The following is a 17698-nucleotide window of genomic DNA, read 5'->3' on the forward strand; positions in this document are numbered from 1 at the left end:
CCCCCACACCTTCGTCTGACAGTTACCGCTCGACTGCCAGGACACCGCTCGACATGAATGCCGACCAAACGCTCAAGCTCGCCCGCCGCTTCATCGAACTCAGCCCCGACAAGCGCCGCCTGTTCCTCAAGGCGCTGCAGGGCGAGGGCATGGATTTTTCCGTGCTGCCGATCGCGCCCGGGGTGGAGGTGGCCGAGCGTGACCAGCTGTCGTACGCCCAGCGGCGCATGTGGTTCCTCTGGCAGCTCGACCCACAAGGTGCGGCGTACAACCTGCCCATGGCCGTGCGCCTGAATGGCCCACTGGACCTGGCTGCCCTGCAGCATGCCTTCGATGCCCTGGTGGCTCGCCACGAAACCCTGCGCACCCGCTTTGTCGCCGACGGCGATGACGTGCGCCAGCAGGTCGATGCCAGCGCCGCCCCGTTGCAGCTGCACCAGGATGCCCTGGCCGGCCTGGACGAGGTGGCCCGTCAGGCCGCCATCGAAACCATCGCCGAAGCCGAAGCCCTGGCCCCCTTCGACCTGGCCAGCGGCCCGCTGCTGCGTGTACGCCTGCTGCAACTGGCGGCACAGGAGCACATTCTGCTGCTGACCCTGCACCACATCGTCGCCGACGGCTGGTCGATGAACGTGCTGATCGACGAATTCCTGCACCTGTACGACGCCGCCGTGGCCGGCAGCGAAGCCCGCCTGGAACCGCTGCCGATCCAGTACCGCGACTACGCCCTGTGGCAGCGCAGCTGGCTCCAGGCCGGTGAGCAGGAGCGCCAGCTGGCCTACTGGCAGGCGCGCCTGGGCGACGACCATTCACCGCTGGCGCTGCCACTGGACCGCAACCGCCAGGGCCGCCCCAGCTATCGCGGCGCGCGCTACGAGTTCCCCATCGCCGCCGATGTCGCCGAACGCCTGCGCGGCCTGGCACGCAAGCATAACGTCACCCTGTTCATGGTCCTGCTGGCCGCCTTCAAGCTGTTGCTGCAGCGCTACAGTGGCCAGTCGGCGATCCGCGTCGGCGTGCCTATCGCCAACCGTAACCGCGTCGAAAGCCAAGGGCTGATCGGCTGCTTCATCAATACCCAGGTACTGCACACCGAAATCGACCCTTTGCTGGACATCGCCGGTCTGTTGCAGCGCGTGCGCGAAACCGCCGTGGGCGCGCAAAGCCATCAGGACCTGCCGTTCGAACAACTGGTCGAAGCCCTGGACCTGCCGCGCACCAGCGAAAGCCCGCTGTTCCGCGTGCTGTTCAACCACCAGGCGCAGGTGGCGGATGTGCAGGCCATCGAGACCCGCTCCGGCCTGAGCCTGGCGCCTGTCGCGCTGGCAAAGCACAGCGCCCGCTTCGACCTCGCGCTGGACACCCATGAACGAGCGGGGCAGCTGCACGCAGCGTTCACCTATGCGACCGATGTGTTCGATACGGCCACCGTCGAAGCCTTGGGCGAGCAGTGGCTGGCCCTGGTACAGGCATTGGCCGACGAAGCGGGTGGCGCAGTCGGCGAGTTGCCATTGCCAGGCCTGGCCCCTGCCATTGGCGCGCCTGTGCAGGCTGACGCAACGCTGCTGGTCCACCAGCGCGTTGCCGCCGCCGCCAGGCGCCACCCCGAGCGCACGGCGGTGATGGCCGCGGGCGAGCAGGCCAGCTTCGCCGAACTCGATGCCCGCGCCGAGGCCATTGCAGGTCGGCTGGTGGAAGCCGGAGCAGGGCCGGACACACTGGTCGGCGTGCTGGCCGACCGCAGTGTCGGCATGCTCGCCAGTATCCTCGGCGTGCTCAAGGCCGGTGGCGCGTACCTGCCACTGGAGCCCGAGCAGCCGGCCGAACGCCTGGCCTACATGCTTGCCGACAGCGGGGCGCGCCTGCTGCTGGCGCCCGATGACTGGCAGGCCGAACTGCCCGAGGGCGTGCAGCGTCTGGACTGGACGCAAACCGGCAATGGCCGCGCCGCCCGCATCGTCCCGGCACCGGCCAACCTGGCCTACGTGATCTACACCTCCGGCACCACCGGCCAGCCCAAGGGCGTGGCGATCAGCCACGGCGCCCTGGCCAACTACGTCGAAGGCGTCAGCGCGCGTTTGCCGGTCGAGCGTATCCGCAGCATGGCCCAGGTCTCGACCCCGGCTGCCGACCTTGGCCACACCATGCTGTTCGGCGCCCTGTGCGGCGGCCACACCCTGCATTTGCTGCTACGCGAGCAGGTGCTGGATGCCGAAGGCTTCGCCGCCTACCTGGCCGAGCACCAGGTAGACGCGCTGAAGATCGTACCGTCGCACCTGGAGGCCATGTTGGTGGCAGGCCGCTCGGCGCTGCCGGCGCAGTGCCTGGTGCTCGGCGGCGAGGCCATCAGCCCGAGCCTGCTGGGCAAGGTCCGCAACCTGGCCCCGGCGCTCAAGGTGTTCAACCATTACGGCCCGACCGAGACCACCGTCGGTGTGCTGGTCGCCGAGCTGAACGAGCAGGCCAGCCTCGGCCAGCCGCTGGCCAACACCCGCGTCGCGGTGCTCGACCACTGCCTGCAACCCCTGCCGACCAAGGCCAAGGGTGAGCTGTATATCGGCGGCGCCGGCCTGGCCCGTGGCTACTTGAACCGCCCGGCACTCACCGCCGAGCGCTTCGTCCCCGACCCGAGCGGCAGCCACGGCCAACGCCTGTACCGCAGCGGTGACTGGGTACGCCAAGGCAGCGACCTGCAGTTTGCCGGGCGCATGGATGGCCAGGTGAAGATCCGTGGCTATCGCGTGGAACTGGCCGAAATCGAAAACCGGCTGCGTGCCCTGGATGGCGTTGCCAATGCCCTGGTTCGCGTGCATGGCCAGGCGCCGCAACTGCAACTGGCTGCCTGGCTGGTGCCCAGCCAGATGCCGGCCGACAGCCTGGCCTGGCAGGAATCGATCCGCGCCAGCCTCAAAAGCCTGCTGCCCGAGCATATGGTGCCGACCCATCTGATGGTGCTGGAGCACCTGCCGGTCACGGTCAACGGCAAGGTCGATGTCAAGGCGCTGCCGGAGCCCGTCGCCACCCAGGTGGCCTACCAGGCGCCGCAGACCCCGCTGCAAACGCAATTGGCGCAGATCTGGGCGCAAGTCCTGCAAGTACCGCAGGTAGGCCTGAGCGACAACTTCTTTGCCCTTGGCGGCCATTCGCTGCTGGCCACCCAGGCGGTATCGCGGATACGCAAGCAACTGGGCGTGGATATCCCGCTGCGCACCCTGTTCGACACCGTCGACCTGCAGGCCTTTGCCCAGGCTGTGGCCGAAGGCGAGCAGGGCGCGGGCCTGGACATCGAAATCCTCGACCGCCAGCAACCCCTGCCGGTGTCCCGTTCGCAAAACCGCCAGTGGCTGTTCTGGAAGCTCAACCCCGAAAGCCTGGCCTACAACACGCCGATGGCCGTGCGCATGCAGGGCCACCTCGACCGCGCCGCCGTGCAGGCCGCACTGGATGCCTTGGTGGCCCGCCATGAATCGTTGCGCACGGTGTTCGTCGAGGCCGACGGCCTGCCCTGGCAGCGCATCTTGCCGGCGGCCACGGTCCCGATCGGTTTCGAAGACCTCTGCGGCCAGGACCACGCCGCGCAGATGCGCAAGCTGGAAGCCGAAGCCTTCGTGCCGTTCGACCTGGAGCGCGGTCCGCTGCTGCGTGCCCGGCTGTTCAAGGTGCATGCACAGGAGCACCTGCTGTCGCTGACCTTGCACCATATCGTTTCCGATGGCTGGTCGATGAGCCTGCTGGTGCGCGAGTTCGCCGCCGCCTACAACGCCGCCGCCACGGGCCAGGCGCAAACCCTCGAGCCGCTGCCGGTGCAGTACGCCGATTTCGCCGCCTGGCAGCGCAAGTGGCTGGCCGAGGGGCAGATGCAGGCGCAGATCGGCTACTGGAAGGCCCGCCTGGAAGACGACTTCGAAGTGCTGGAACTGCCCGCCGATCGCATTCGCCCACAGGTCAAAAGCTACCAGGGCAGCCGCTTCGACGTGCGCCTGCCGCAGGCCCTCACCGAGCGCCTGCGGGCACTGGCGGTGGCATCCAACACCACGCTGTTCCATGTGTTCCTGGCGGCGTATGCCATCGTGCTGTCGCGCTACAGCCGCAAGGGCACGCTCAACATCGGCGTGCCGGTCACCAACCGCAATCGCCTGGAGCTGGAGGGGCTGATCGGCTTCTTCATCAACGTGGTGGTGGCCCGCATCAGTGTCGACGGCAGCCAGCCGTTCCCGCAGTTGCTGGCGGCGATCAAGGAAACCACCTTGCAGGCCCAGGCCAACAAGGATGTACCGTTCCTGGAGGTAGCCGAAGCGCTGTACCCGGAGCGCGACCAGGGCGTGAACCCGTTCTTCCAGGTGCTGTACAACCACCTGCGCGACCTTGGCGAGCAGGTTTCCAGCGATGCCTTGCACGGCCTGCAGGTCAAGGAAGTGGACCTGCAGGAGCCGGGCGCGCAGTACGATATTTCGCTCAACACCCTGGAGCGCTCCGATGGCGTAACCGCTTCGTTCAACTATTCCACCGACCTGTTCGATGCCGCACGCATCGAGCGCATGGCCGGGCATTGGCAAGTACTGCTGCAAGCCATCTGCGCCGAACCGCAGCGCTGCATTGCCGAGCTGGACTTCCTCGGCAGTGTCGAACGCCAGCAGCTGACCTACGGCTGGAACCCGGCACCCCAGGCTGGCAGCGGCTTGTGCGCGCACCAGTTGCTGGAGCGCCAGGCGCGTGAGCGGCCGGATGCGCTGGCGCTGATCTTCGACGACCAGCAGATAACCTATGCCGAACTGGACCGCAGCAGCAACCAGCTGGCCCACCGCCTGCGGGCGCTGGGCGTGGGGCCGGATTGCCTGGTCGGCGTGGCCGTCGAGCGCGGCCTGGGCATGGCCCTGGCGCTGGTCGCCATTCACAAGGCAGGTGGCGCTTACGTGCCGCTGGACCCGGACTACCCGCAAGAGCGTCTGGCCTACATGGTCGAGGACAGCAACATCGGCCTGCTGCTGGCCGACGCGCCCTCGCGTGAGCGCCTGCAAGCGGGCAAGCAACTGCCCTGCGTGGTACTGGAACCGGGCACCGAGTGGCTGCATGCCTGGCCCGCCGAGCCGCTGGCCAACCTGGCTGCACCGCACAACCTCGCCTATGTCATCTACACCTCCGGCTCCACCGGCATGCCCAAGGGCGTGGCCATCGACCACCAGGCCCTGTCGGTGTTCTGCCAGGTGGCCGGCGACTATTCGCGCCTCAGCCCGGATGATCGAGTGCTGCAGTTCGCCACCGTCAGCTTCGACGGCTTCATCGAGCAGTTCTTCCCGCCGCTGGCCCAGGGCGCCTGTGTGGTGCTGCGCGACCTGCGGCTGTGGGATACCGCCATCCTGCTGGACGAGATCAACCGCCACGGCGTGACCGTGGCCGACCTGCCGGCGGCCTATTGGCGCCTGCTGGCGCTGGAGCGCCGAGCCCCCGAGGGCTATGGCCGGCTGAAACAGATTCACGTGGGGGGTGAGGCGGTGCCGGAAGATGCCCTGCGCGCCTGGCTGGCCGATGGCCCGCCAGCAGTGCGTCTGCTGAACACCTACGGCCCGACCGAAGCCACCGTGGTCGCCACCACCTACGACTGCTCGCAAATGACCGTGGAGCAGGTCAGCCGGGGCGGCGTGCCGATCGGCCGTGCCCTGCCGGGGCGTACCCTGCATGCCCTGGACGATGGCCTGGCGCCGACACCGGTAGGCGTGCCCGGCGAGCTGTTCATCGGCGGGGCAGGGTGCCTGGCGCGCGGTTATCACCAGCGGCCGTCGCTGACCGCCGAGCGTTTCATCCCCGACCCGTTCGACCCGGTTGGCGGTGGCCGTCTGTACCGCACCGGCGACCTCGGCTGCTATGACGACAACGGTCAGCTGGCCTATCGCGGCCGGGTCGACCACCAGGTGAAGGTGCGCGGCTTCCGTATCGAGCTGGGCGAGATCGAGCAGTACCTGCGGGCGCACCCGGACGTACGCGAAGCCACCGTGCTGGCCATCGACCTGCCCAGTGGCAAGCAGCTGTGCGCCTACGCGGTGCCGGCCGAAGGCTACCGCGGCGATCTGCGCCTGGCCTTGAAGCAGTACCTCAAGGCCAGGCTGCCGGACTACATGATCCCGGCCTACCTGGTGACCCTGCCGAGCATGCCGCTGACCCCCAGCGGCAAACTCGACCGCAAGGCCCTGCCGCTACCCGACCCGAACCAGCCACAGCATGACTACCAGGCGCCGCAGACCGAGCGGCAACAGCAGCTGGCGAGCATCTGGGCACAGTTGCTCAACGTTGCCCGGGTCGGCCTGAACGACAATTTCTTCGAGCTGGGCGGCCACTCCTTGCTGGCGGCCCAGGCCGTGTCGCGGATCAACGTCGAGCTGGGGCTCGACATCCCCCTGCGGCTGATCTTCAGCCACCCCGAATTGCGCGCGTTCGCCCAGGCGCTGGACGAACAGGGCCTGTCGCTCTCCGACGACGGCCTGAGCGATATCGAACAAATGATGAATGCATTCACAGAGGCCTGACATGGAACTCACTGCCGCACAACGCATCGCCCAACGTTTCGTTGGCCTCCCCGTGGAACAACGCCAGCAGATCCTGGAAAAGATGCAGGCCAGCGGGCAGAGCTTCCGCCTGCTGCCCATCGTGCCTGCGCGCCAGGGCCTGGCGCGTATTCCGCTGTCTTACGCCCAGCAGCGTCTGCTGTTTCTCTGGCAGCTGGAGCCCGACAGCCCGGCCTACAACGTGCCGATGGCGGTACGCCTGAAGGGCGCCCTGGACCAGGCGGTGCTGCAACAGGCGCTGGATGCGCTGGTGCAACGCCACGAGTCGCTGCGCACGCGCTTCGCCTCGGAGGAGGGCGAGTTCCACCAGGAAATCCTTGAGCACTGCCCGCTGGCGCTGGAACTGGTGATGTTCGACGGTGCCGCCGATGAGGCAGCGCTGAGCGTGGCCGTGGACGCGGCCCTCAAGCAGCCCTTCGACCTGCTGACCGGTCCGCTGCTGCGGGTGACCCTGCTGCGCGTGGCCGCCGATCACCACGTGCTGGCGCTGAGCATGCACCACATCATCTCCGACGGCTGGTCCAGCGATGTGCTGGTGCAGGAATTCATCCAGCTGTACAGCGCCCTGGCCGAAGGCCGGCAGGCCGAGTTGCCGGCGCTGCCGATCCAGTACGCCGACTACGCCATCTGGCAGCGCGCCTGGCTTGAGGCCGGTGAAGCGCAGCGCCAGCTGGCCTACTGGCAGGCCCAGCTGGGCGACGAGCAGCCGGTGCTGAGCCTGCCGCTGGACTTCGAGCGCCCGGCCACGCCCAGCCAGCGTGGCGCGGTGGTGCGCGTGGACATTGGCGCCGAGCAGGCCGAGGCCCTGCGCAGCCAGGCGCGCAAGGGTGGCCACACGTTATTCGTGCTGGTACTGGCGGCCATGGCGGTGGTGTTGTCGCGCTACAGCGGCCAGGCTGATATCCGCATCGGTGCTCCGAACGCCGGGCGCAACCGCAAGGAGCTGGAAGGCCTGATCGGCTTCTTCATCAACACCCAGGTGTTGCGTGTTCAGGTGGACGAGCGCGCCACCTTCGCCGCGTTGCTGGAGCAGGTCAAAGACGTGATCGGCGGCGCCCAGTCGCACCAGGAACTGCCGTTCGAGCACCTGGTCGATGCCTTGCTGCCCGAGCGCAACCTGGCCCACAACCCGCTGTTCCAGTTCAAGATCAACCAGCACGTGGCCGCCAGCGATGCAGGGCGCAGGCGCCTGGGCGCGCTGGAGGTGGAAGGTTTTGCCCGTGATGGCGGCGATGCCCGCTTCGACCTGGCGTTCGACTTCTCCGACAAGGCTGACGGCATCGAAGGCTACTTCACCTACGCCACCGACCTGTTCGAACAGGCCACCATCGAACGCATGGCCGCTTCGCTGCGCCAGGTGCTGGATGCGCTGATCCGCGACCCGCAGCAGGCGATCGTCGATAGCCCGCAAGTGGCGACGCTGCTGCCAGCGGCCACGCAGGCCTACCCGCACGGCACTTTCCTAGCCCTGTGGCGCCAGGCACTGGCGCAAGGCCAGGCCCACGGCGGTGTGCGTGCCGGTGACCGGTTCATGACCCAGGCCGGGCTGGAGGCGGCGTCCAACCGCCTGGCCGACTACCTGCGCCAGCACGGCGTCGGTGCCGGCAGCATCGTTGCCCTATGCCTGCCACGCTCCATCGATTGGATCAGCGCCTTGCTCGCAGTGCTCAAGACCGGTGCCGCCTACCTGCCGCTGGACACCCAGCAACCGCAGGAGCGCCTGCAACAACTGGTTGCCGACAGTGGCGCCGCCGTGCTGATGCACGAACCGGGCGACCTGCGCTTTGCTGGCCTGGACGGCGTGCAGCTGATTGCCTGCGATCACACCGCCTGGGCTACCTGCAGTGACAGCCCGGTCGAAGTGGCCATCGCCGCCGAACAACCGGCCTATCTGATCTACACCTCGGGTTCGACCGGCCAGCCGAAAGGCGTGGTGGTCAGCCACGGCGCACTTGCCAGCTACATTCAGGCGGTGCTGGAACGCCTGCAACTGCCGGCCGCAGCGAGCATGGCGATGGTCTCCACCACCGCGGCCGACCTGGGCCACACCGTGCTGTTCGGTGCCCTGGCCTCGGGCCGCCTGCTGCACCTGCTACCGCAGGAACTGGCGTTCGACCCGGATGGCTTCGCCAGCTACATGGCGCAGCACCAGGTCGGCGTGCTCAAGCTGGTGCCGAGCCACCTGCAAGGGCTGCTGCAAGCGGCTCGCGCCGCCGATGTGCTGCCCGCCGAAGCGCTGATCCTGGGGGGCGAGGCATGCAGTTGGGGCTTGTTGGAAAAGGTCCGCGAGCTGCGCCCGGCCTGCCGGGTCATCAACCACTACGGCCCGACCGAAACCACTGTCGGCGTGCTCACCTTCGAGCCGGGTCAGCCGCTGCCAGGTTGCCGCACGGTGCCGGTCGGGCGCCCGCTGGGCAACGCCTGCGCCCAGGTGCTGGATGGCTACCTCAACCCGTTGGCGGCGCAGGTGCCCGGTGAGCTTTTCCTGGGCGGGCAAGGCGTCGCCCAGGGCTACCTGGGCCAGCCAGCGTTGACCGCCGAACGCTTCGTGCCGACCGAGGGTGGTGCCCGCTTGTACCGCACCGGCGACCGCGCGCGGCTCACTGCCGATGGCCTGGTCGAGTTCATTGGCCGTGCCGACGACCAGGTGAAGATCCGTGGTTATCGTGTGGAGCCGGGTGAAGTCGGCCGGGTGCTGGCCGGCCTGCCCGGTGTCAGCGAGGCCGTGGTACTGGCCTTGCCGCTGGAGGGCGACGCCGAGCGCTTGCAACTGGTGGCCTACGGGGTAGCCGACGCAGGCGTGACCGTGCAGCAGTTGCAGGCGCAACTGCAGGCACGCCTGCCGGACTACATGGTGCCGGCGCAGATACTGCTGCTGGAGCGCCTGCCACTGACTGCCAACGGCAAGCTCGACAAGCGCGCCTTGCCGGCACCGGGCGCGGTCAGCCGTGGCTATGTGGCGCCGCAAGGCGAAATCGAGGAAAAGCTGGCCGCAGTGTGGGCCGATGTGCTCAAGCTGGAGCAGGTCGGCAGCACCGACAACTTCTTCGAACTGGGCGGCGACTCGATCCTCAGCCTGCAGATCATCGCCCGGGCCAAACGCCAGGGCATCAGGATCACCCCCAAGCAGCTGTTCGAACAACAGACCATCGCCCAGCTGGCCCAGGTAGCCAAGCGCATCGAGCCCAAGCAAGCGGTTGCGGCCGCAGCCGTGGACACCGCCACCAGCGGTGAGGTGGCATTGCTGCCGGCCCAGGCGCGTTTCTTCGAGATGGAGATCGCCCAGCCGGCGCACTGGAACCAGTCGGTGCTGCTCAAGCCGGCCAGCCCGGTGCAGGTGCAACACCTGGAGGCAGCCCTGCGCGCCGTGGTCGAGCAGCACGATGCCCTGCGCCTGCGCTTCAGCCGTGGCGAAAGCCAGTGGCAGGCGCGCTTCCAGCCGCTGGCCAATGCACCACTGCTGCGCCAGCGCAACCTGGCCGCACTGAATGAACTGGACGCCGCCGGCAACCAGGTACAGGCCAGCCTGAACCTGGAGCACGGGCCGCTGCTGCGCGCCGAACTGTTCGACTTCGCCGATGGCCAACAGCGTCTGCTACTGGTAGTCCATCACCTGGTGGTCGACGGCGTGTCGTGGCGGGTATTGCTGGAAGACCTGCAAGCGGCCTACCGGCAACTGCTGAACGGCCAGGCCGTGAGCCTGCCCGCCAAGACCACCTCGGTAAAAACCTGGGCCGAGCGCCTGGTCAGCCATGCCGGCAGCCCGGCGCTGCATGCACAGCGCGACTACTGGCTGCAGGCCCTGGCCGGCGACCACGGCGAACTGCCGCGTGACAACCCGCAGGGCAGCCTGGCCAACACCCATGCCCGCTCCGCCGCCACGCGGCTGGATGCCGAGCGCACCGCCAAGCTGCTGAAACAGGCCCCGGCGGCCTACCGCACGCAGATCAACGACCTGCTGCTGACCGCGCTGGCGCGCACCCTGTGCCAGTGGAGCGCACGGGACAACGTGCAGGTACTGCTGGAAGGCCATGGCCGCGAAGACCTGTTCGACGACCTCGACCTCAGCCGCACCGTGGGCTGGTTCACCAGCCTGTTCCCGGTGCGCCTCACACCCGCCCAGGACCTTGGCCAGTCGATCAAGGCGATCAAGGAGCAACTGCGCGGCGTGCCGGACAGAGGCCTCGGCTACGGCCTGTTGCGCTACTTCGGCGATGCTGAAGTGCGTGACCGGCTCGAGCGTGCCACCCAGGCCCGTGTCACCTTCAACTACCTGGGCCAGTTCGATACCAGCTTCGATGCCGAGGCCGGCACCCTGTTCACCCCGAGCGGGGAAAGTGCAGGCCGTACCCAATGTGCCGGCGCACAGCTGGGCAACTGGCTGAGCATCACCGGCCAGGTGTACGGCGGCGAGCTGTTCCTGGAGTGGACCTACAGCGCCGACGTTCATCACCCGGCCACCATCGAGAAGCTGGCCCAGGCCTACGGGCAGGCCTTGGCAGAGCTGGTCGAGCACTGCTGCGATACCCGGCACCAGGGCGTGACACCGTCGGACTTCCCGCTGGCCGCGCTGACCCAGGCGCAACTGGACAGCCTGCCGCTGGAGCCCGGGCAGATCGCCGACGTGTACCCGCTGTCACCCATGCAGCAGGGCATGTTGTTCCACACCCTTTACGACCAGCAGGCCGGCAACTACATCAACCAGCTGCGCGTGGATGTGGACGGGCTGGATGTGCAGCGTTTCCAGCAGGCCTGGCAGGCCACGCTCGATGCCCACGACATCCTGCGCAGCGGTTTCATCCTGCAAGGCGAGCTGGAGCAAGCCGTGCAGGTGGTACGCAAGGCCGTCGAACTGCCGTGCAGCGAGCACGACTGGCGTGGCCAGCCGGCGCTGGAGCAGGCATTGCAGGCACTGGCCGAGGGTGAGCGCCAGCGCGGCTTCGACCTGTCTGCCGCGCCGCTGCTGCGCCTGGTACTGGTGCGCACGGGCGATACCCGCCACCACCTGATCTATACCAACCATCACATCCTCATGGACGGCTGGAGCACCTCGCGCCTGTTGGGTGAAGTGCTGCAGCGCTATGCCGGCCTGGCGCCGCAGGCCCAGGCCACGTACTACCGCGACTACATCGCCTGGCTGCAGGGCCAGGACGCGGCCGTTGCCGAAGCCTTCTGGAAAGGCCAGCTTGCGGCCCTGGACGAGCCGACCCGTCTGGCCCAGGCCATCGCCGGCAGCGCAGGCGCAAACGGCAGCGGCCATGGCGACCACCGCCTGGCCTTCGACCGCGAGCAGACCGCACGCATCGAAGCCTTCGCCCGGGCCAACCGGGTCACGGTCAACACTCTGGTGCAATCGGCCTGGCTGCTGCTGTTGCAGCGCTGCACCGGCCAGGCCAGCGTGTGCTTCGGCGCCACGGTCGCCGGCCGCCCGGCAGACCTGCCGGGCGTAGAGGAGCAGATCGGCCTGTTCATCAATACCTTGCCAGTGATTGGCGCCCCGCGTGCCGAGCAGACCGTGGCCGAGTGGATCGGCCAGGTGCAGGCCGGCAACCTGGCTGTGCGCGAGTTCGAGCATACCCCGCTGTACGACGTGCAGCGCTGGGCGGGGCAGGGCGGTGACGCCTTGTTCGACAGCATCCTGGTGTTCGAGAACTACCCGGTGGCCGAGGCGTTGCAACAGGGCGCGCCCGGTGGCCTGCGCTTCGGCGACGTGGCCGTGCAGGAGCAGACCAACTACCCGCTGACCCTGGTGGTGGAACTGGGCACCACGCTGTCGATGCAGTACAGCCACGACCGTGCGCTGTGGAGCGACGAGAGCATTGGCCGCCTGGCTGGCTACTTTGCCAACCTGCTGCAAGCGCTGGTGGAGAATGCCGACGCGGTGGTGGGCGAGCTGCCAATGCTGGGCCTGCCAGAACAGCAGCAAATGGTCGAAGGCTGGAACGAAACTCAGGCGACGTACCCGGACGAGCGCAGCCTCCACCAGCTGATCGAAGCCCAGGTGTTCGCCACCCCGGACGCGCCGGCGCTGGCCTTTGGCGAGCAGACCCTGAGCTATGCCGAGCTCAACCGCCGTGGCAACCAGCTGGCGCACAAGCTGCGCGAGCAGGGCGTGGGCCCGGACGTGCTGGTGGGCATCGCCATGGAGCGCAGCCTGGAGATGGTCATCGGCCTGCTGGGCATCGTGAAGGCCGGTGGCGCCTATGTGCCGCTGGACCCGGAGTACCCCCAGGACCGCCTGAGCTACATGTTCGAGGACAGCGGCATCGCCTTGCTGCTGACCCAGTCGCACTTGCACCAAGCCCTGCCGATCCCGGCCGGCTTGCGCAGCCTGGACCTGGATACCGAGAACCTCGACGGCTACAGCGATGCCAACCTGAACATCGACGTGGCGCCGCTGAACCTCGCCTACGTGATCTACACCTCCGGCTCCACCGGTCGCCCGAAGGGCGCTGGCAACAGCCATCAGGCGCTGGTCAACCGGCTGTGGTGGATGCAGAAGGCCTACGGCCTGGACGCCAGCGACAGCGTGCTGCAGAAAACCCCGTTCAGCTTCGACGTGTCGGTGTGGGAGTTCTTCTGGCCGCTGATGACCGGGGCACGCCTGGTGGTGGCCCAGCCGGGCGCGCACCGCGACCCGCAGCTACTGGTGGAAACCATCAACCATTACGGCATCAGCACGCTGCACTTCGTGCCGTCGATGCTGCAGGCGTTCATGACCCACGAAGCGGTCGAAAGCTGCGTCAGCCTCAAGCGCGTGGTGTGCAGCGGTGAAGCACTGCCGGCCGAGCTGGCCCGCCAGACCCTGCAGCGCCTGCCGGCGGCGGGCCTGTACAACCTGTACGGCCCGACCGAAGCGGCGATCGACGTCACCCACTGGACCTGCCAGCCGGACGAAAGCATCAGCGTGCCGATCGGCCAGCCGATCGACAACCTCAAGACCCACATCCTCGAAGGCAGCCTGCAACCGGCGGTACGCGGCAGTGCCGGCGAGCTGTACCTCGGCGGTGTCGGCCTGGCCCGTGGTTACCACCAGCGCCCGGCGCTGACTGCCGAACGCTTCGTGCCGGATCCGTTCAGCGACAATGGCGGGCGCCTGTACCGCACCGGCGACCTGGCGCGCTACCGCGCCGATGGTGTGATCGACTACGCCGGGCGCATCGACCACCAGGTGAAGATCCGCGGCCTGCGCATCGAACTGGGCGAGATCGAGGCGCGCCTGCTGGAGCTGCCGAGCGTGCAGGAAGCCGTGGTGTTGGCCTTGGACGGGCCAAGCGGCAAGCAGCTGGTGGGTTATGTGGTGCCTGCCGACAGCTCGCAAGACGAAGGTGCATTGCGCGACAGCCTGCGCGAGGCGCTGAAGGCCGGTTTGCCGGACTACATGGTGCCGGCGCACCTGCTGCTGCTTGGCAAACTGCCAGTGACGCCGAACGGCAAGCTGGACCGCAAGGCCCTGCCGCAGCCGGATGCCAGTCAGTTGCAGGGCGAGTACATCGCGCCCCAGAGTGATCTGGAGCAGCAGATCGCGGCGATCTGGGCGGATGTGCTGAAGCTGGAGCGGGTCGGGCTGAGCGACAACTTCTTCCAGCTTGGCGGGCATTCCCTGCTCGCCACGCAAGCGGTGGCGCGCCTGCAGATGGAACTGGGTGCGGATACACCCCTGGCCCTGATTTTCCAGACCGACAACCTTGGTGACTACGCCGCCGCCGTCAGCGCAGCAATTACCGAATGCACGGCAGACCTGGACGAGTTCCACGATTTCATGAATGAGCTTGAGGCAGTTTGAGATGAGCACCGATAACCGCAACACCGATCTGGTTCACCGCTTCATTCGGCTGCCGCTCGAGCAGCGCAAGCTGTTTCTGGAAAAGCTGGCATCCAAGGGCGGCAGCCTGGCGCAACTGCCCATTCCGCAGGTGCGCGGAGACTTCGAGCAACTGCCGCTTTCCTACGCCCAGCTACGCCAGTGGTTCCTATGGAAGCTGGACCCGGCGAGCGCGGTGTATAACATTTCCTCGGCCTTGCGGTTCAAGGGGAGCCTGGACCGGGCAGCCCTGCAGCGAGCCTTCGACAGCCTGCTGGCCAGGCACGATGCGCTGCGTACCACCTTCCACCAACAGGACGGGCAGGTGCAGCAGGTGGTTCACCCACACCTTGCGTTGACGGTGACCTATGAACAGCTGAATGGGGCAGGCGAGGAGGCCTTGCGCGAGCAAGTGGAGCACGAGGCACGTCAAGGCTTCGACCTGGAGCATGGGCCGCTGCTGAGGGTAAAACTGCTGGCGCGCGATGCGCACGAGCACGTGCTGGTGCTGACCCTCCATCACATCATTGCCGATGGCTGGTCCATGTCGTTGATGGTGGAAGAGCTCATGCGTCTGTATGAGGCCTATAGCCAGGGCGGTGATGTGCAGCTGCCCGCGCTGCCCATCCAGTACACCGACTACGCCATCTGGCAGCGTAGCTGGATGGAGGCCGGTGAGCAGGCACGGCAACTGGCCTACTGGACCGCGCGACTGGGCAGCGAGGACACGGTACTGGAAATGCCGATGGACCGCCCCCGACCAGCGGTCAGCAGCCTCAAGGGAGGGCGGCTTGCTATTGACTTGCAGGAACAGCAGGCGCGTGCGCTCAAGCAGTTCGCCCAGCAACAGGGTGTAACGCCGTTCATGCTGCTGCTGGCCAGCTTCCAGGTCCTGTTGCACCGCTATTCGGGGCAGGCTGATATCCGCGTCGGCGTGCCGGTAGCCAACCGTAACCGGGTGGAAACAGAACGCCTGATCGGCCTGTTCGTCAACACTCAGATACTGCGGGCCGAGTTCGACGTGCAGATGACCTTCACGGATTTCCTGGGCCAGGTCAAACAGCGTGTGGTCGAGGCTCAGGCCCATCAAGACCTGCCGTTCGAGCAACTGGTGGAGGCCCTGCAACCAGAGCGCAGCCTTAACCACAGCCCGCTGTTCCAGGTGATGTTCAACCATCAGACCCAGGCCAGGGGCGAGCGCCGCAGTCTGCCGGGGCTGGAACTGGAAGCTATGGCGTGGGACAACCACACGGCCAAGTTCGACCTGACCCTGGAAACCTTCGAACACGAAACCGGTATCGGCGCTGCACTGGTCTATGCCACCGACCTGTTCGATGCCTCGACTGCCTGCAGCCTGGCCCGACACTGGCAGAACCTGCTGACGGCCATCGTCGAGCAGCCCACCCAGCGCATCGCAGACCTGGCCCTGCTGGACGCCAATGAGCACCGGCAGATCATCGAAGACTGGAACGCTACCCAGGCCAGCTACCCGAATGCCAGTTGCATCCACCAGCTGTTCGAGGCGCAAGTGGCGAAAACCCCGGATGCCCCGGCGCTGATCTTCGGCGAGCAGACGCTGAGCTATGCCGCCCTCAACCGCCGGGCCAACCAGTTGGCGCACAAGCTACGCGAACAGGGGGTTGGCCCGGATGTGCTGGTGGGCATCGCCATGCAGCGCACCCTGGAAATGGTCGTCGGCCTGCTGGCTATTCTCAAGGCGGGTGGCGCCTACGTGCCGCTGGACCCGGAATACCCGCAGGACCGCCTGGAATACATGCTCGAAGACAGCCAGGCGATCCTGCTGCTGTCGGAGACCAGCCTGATTGCCCGAATGCCCGGGCAGTTCCAGTCGCGCACGCTGCTGCTCGACCAGCTGTCGCTGGAAGGCTACCCGGACACCGAGCTGACCTGTGTGACCAGCCCTCGCAACCTTATCTACTGCATCTACACATCAGGCTCGACGGGCAAGCCCAAGGGCGTGCAGGTCGAGCACCGCAGCGTGGCGGCGCTGATCGGCTGGTCGCTGTCGGTTTACAGCCAGGCAGACCTGTGTGGCGTGCTGTTCTCCACCTCGATCTGCTTCGACTTGTCGGTCTGGGAGCTGTTCGTCACCCTGTCGGCCGGTGGCTATGCGGTGCTGGCTGCCAATGCCCTCGAGCTACCGAACCTGGCTGCCAAGGACCGGGTGCGGCTGGTGAATACCGTGCCCTCGGCCATCAAGCAGTTGTGCGAAACCGGTAACATTCCGCCATCGGTCAAAACCATCAACCTCTGTGGTGAAGCACTGAAGCAGTCGATTGTCGATGACCTCTACCACCTGGAGCATGTGAGTGATGTGTACGACCTGTATGGCCCGTCCGAAGACACGACCTATTCCACCTGCACGCTGAGGGCGGCCGGTGGTAAGGCCAACATCGGCCGGCCTTTGCACAACAGTGCTGCCTACGTGTTGAGCGGTGCACTGCAACCGGTGCCGGTGGGCGTCGTCGGTGAGTTGTACCTGGCCGGTGCCGGTTTGGCCCGTGGTTACCTGAGGCGCCCGGGGCTCAGCGCCGAGCGCTTCATTCCCAACCCCTTCGATGCGCAGGGCGGGCGCATCTACCGGACCGGTGACCTGGCCCGTTATCGGCCTGATGGTGTGCTGGAGTACGTCGGCCGGGTGGACCATCAGGTGAAAGTCCGCGGCTTCCGCATCGAACTGGGCGAGATCGAGGTGCGCCTGCAGCAGGAGGCTGTGCGCGAAGCCGTGGTCATGGCCGTTGACGGGCCCGCTGGCCAGCACCTGGTGGCCTATGTGGTGCCTGCCGATGCTGGCGTGATGGTCGATGCCGCTGCGCAATCGTTCCTGCGTGACCACCTGCGCGCTGCATTGAGGAAACACCTGCCGGAATACATGGTGCCTTCCTACCTGTTGCTGCTCGACAAGCTTCCACTGACACCCAACGGCAAGCTGGACCGCAAGGCGCTGCCACGCCCGGACGTTGCCCTGCCGGAAGAAGCCCATGTGCCGCCGCGCACACCCTTGCAACAGCAGGTGGCCGCCATCTGGGCAGATGTGCTGAAAGTCGAACGGGTTGGCCTGGGTGACAACTTCTTCCTGCTGGGTGGGCACTCGCTGATCGCAACCCAGGTAACCAGTCGGGTCCAGGAACAGGCCGGGCTGCCGGTCAGTCTGAAGGCGCTGTTCGAATACCCCGATCTGGGCGACTACTGCGCGCAGCTTGAGCAGCTCATGCCACAGGTAGACCCCGTTCAGAATGAACTGGCTAAATCCCTGGAGGCCCTGAAACGTCTAACTACGGAGGAAATTGAAAAGCTGGTTTCTTAGGAGATT

At 66.9% G+C, this 17698-nt stretch carries 3 protein-coding genes; all 3 read left to right on the plus strand.

What is annotated here, in order from left to right:
- The first annotated feature begins 53 nt into the window (after positions 1-53).
- From J5M71_RS06270 to J5M71_RS06280, 3 genes are read left to right on the plus strand one after another with little or no spacing between them, the layout of a single operon-like run.
- Complete coding sequence (locus J5M71_RS06270) at positions 54-6521, plus strand: non-ribosomal peptide synthetase (RefSeq protein WP_207830843.1); 6468 nt, start codon at positions 54-56, stop codon at positions 6519-6521.
- 1 nt (position 6522) lies between these two features.
- A complete protein-coding gene (locus J5M71_RS06275; protein ID WP_207830844.1) occupies positions 6523-14346 on the plus strand; it encodes a non-ribosomal peptide synthetase in 7824 nt (2607 codons plus the stop codon).
- Position 14347: 1 nt separating this feature from the next.
- On the plus strand, positions 14348-17692 hold the full coding sequence (locus J5M71_RS06280) for a non-ribosomal peptide synthetase (RefSeq protein WP_207830846.1): 3345 nt from the start codon (positions 14348-14350) through the stop codon (positions 17690-17692).
- Positions 17693-17698 lie beyond the last annotated feature (6 nt).

The sequence above is a fragment of the Pseudomonas sp. 43(2021) genome (assembly GCF_017490805.1).
GTDB lineage: Bacteria > Pseudomonadota > Gammaproteobacteria > Pseudomonadales > Pseudomonadaceae > Aquipseudomonas.

Coding starts and splice junctions, on each gene's coding strand:
- J5M71_RS06270 (WP_207830843.1), top strand. CDS start 54: ATGAATGCCGACCAAACGCTCAAGCTCGCCCGCCGCTTCATCGAACTC.
- J5M71_RS06275 (WP_207830844.1), top strand. CDS start 6,523: ATGGAACTCACTGCCGCACAACGCATCGCCCAACGTTTCGTTGGCCTC.
- J5M71_RS06280 (WP_207830846.1), top strand. CDS start 14,348: ATGAGCACCGATAACCGCAACACCGATCTGGTTCACCGCTTCATTCGG.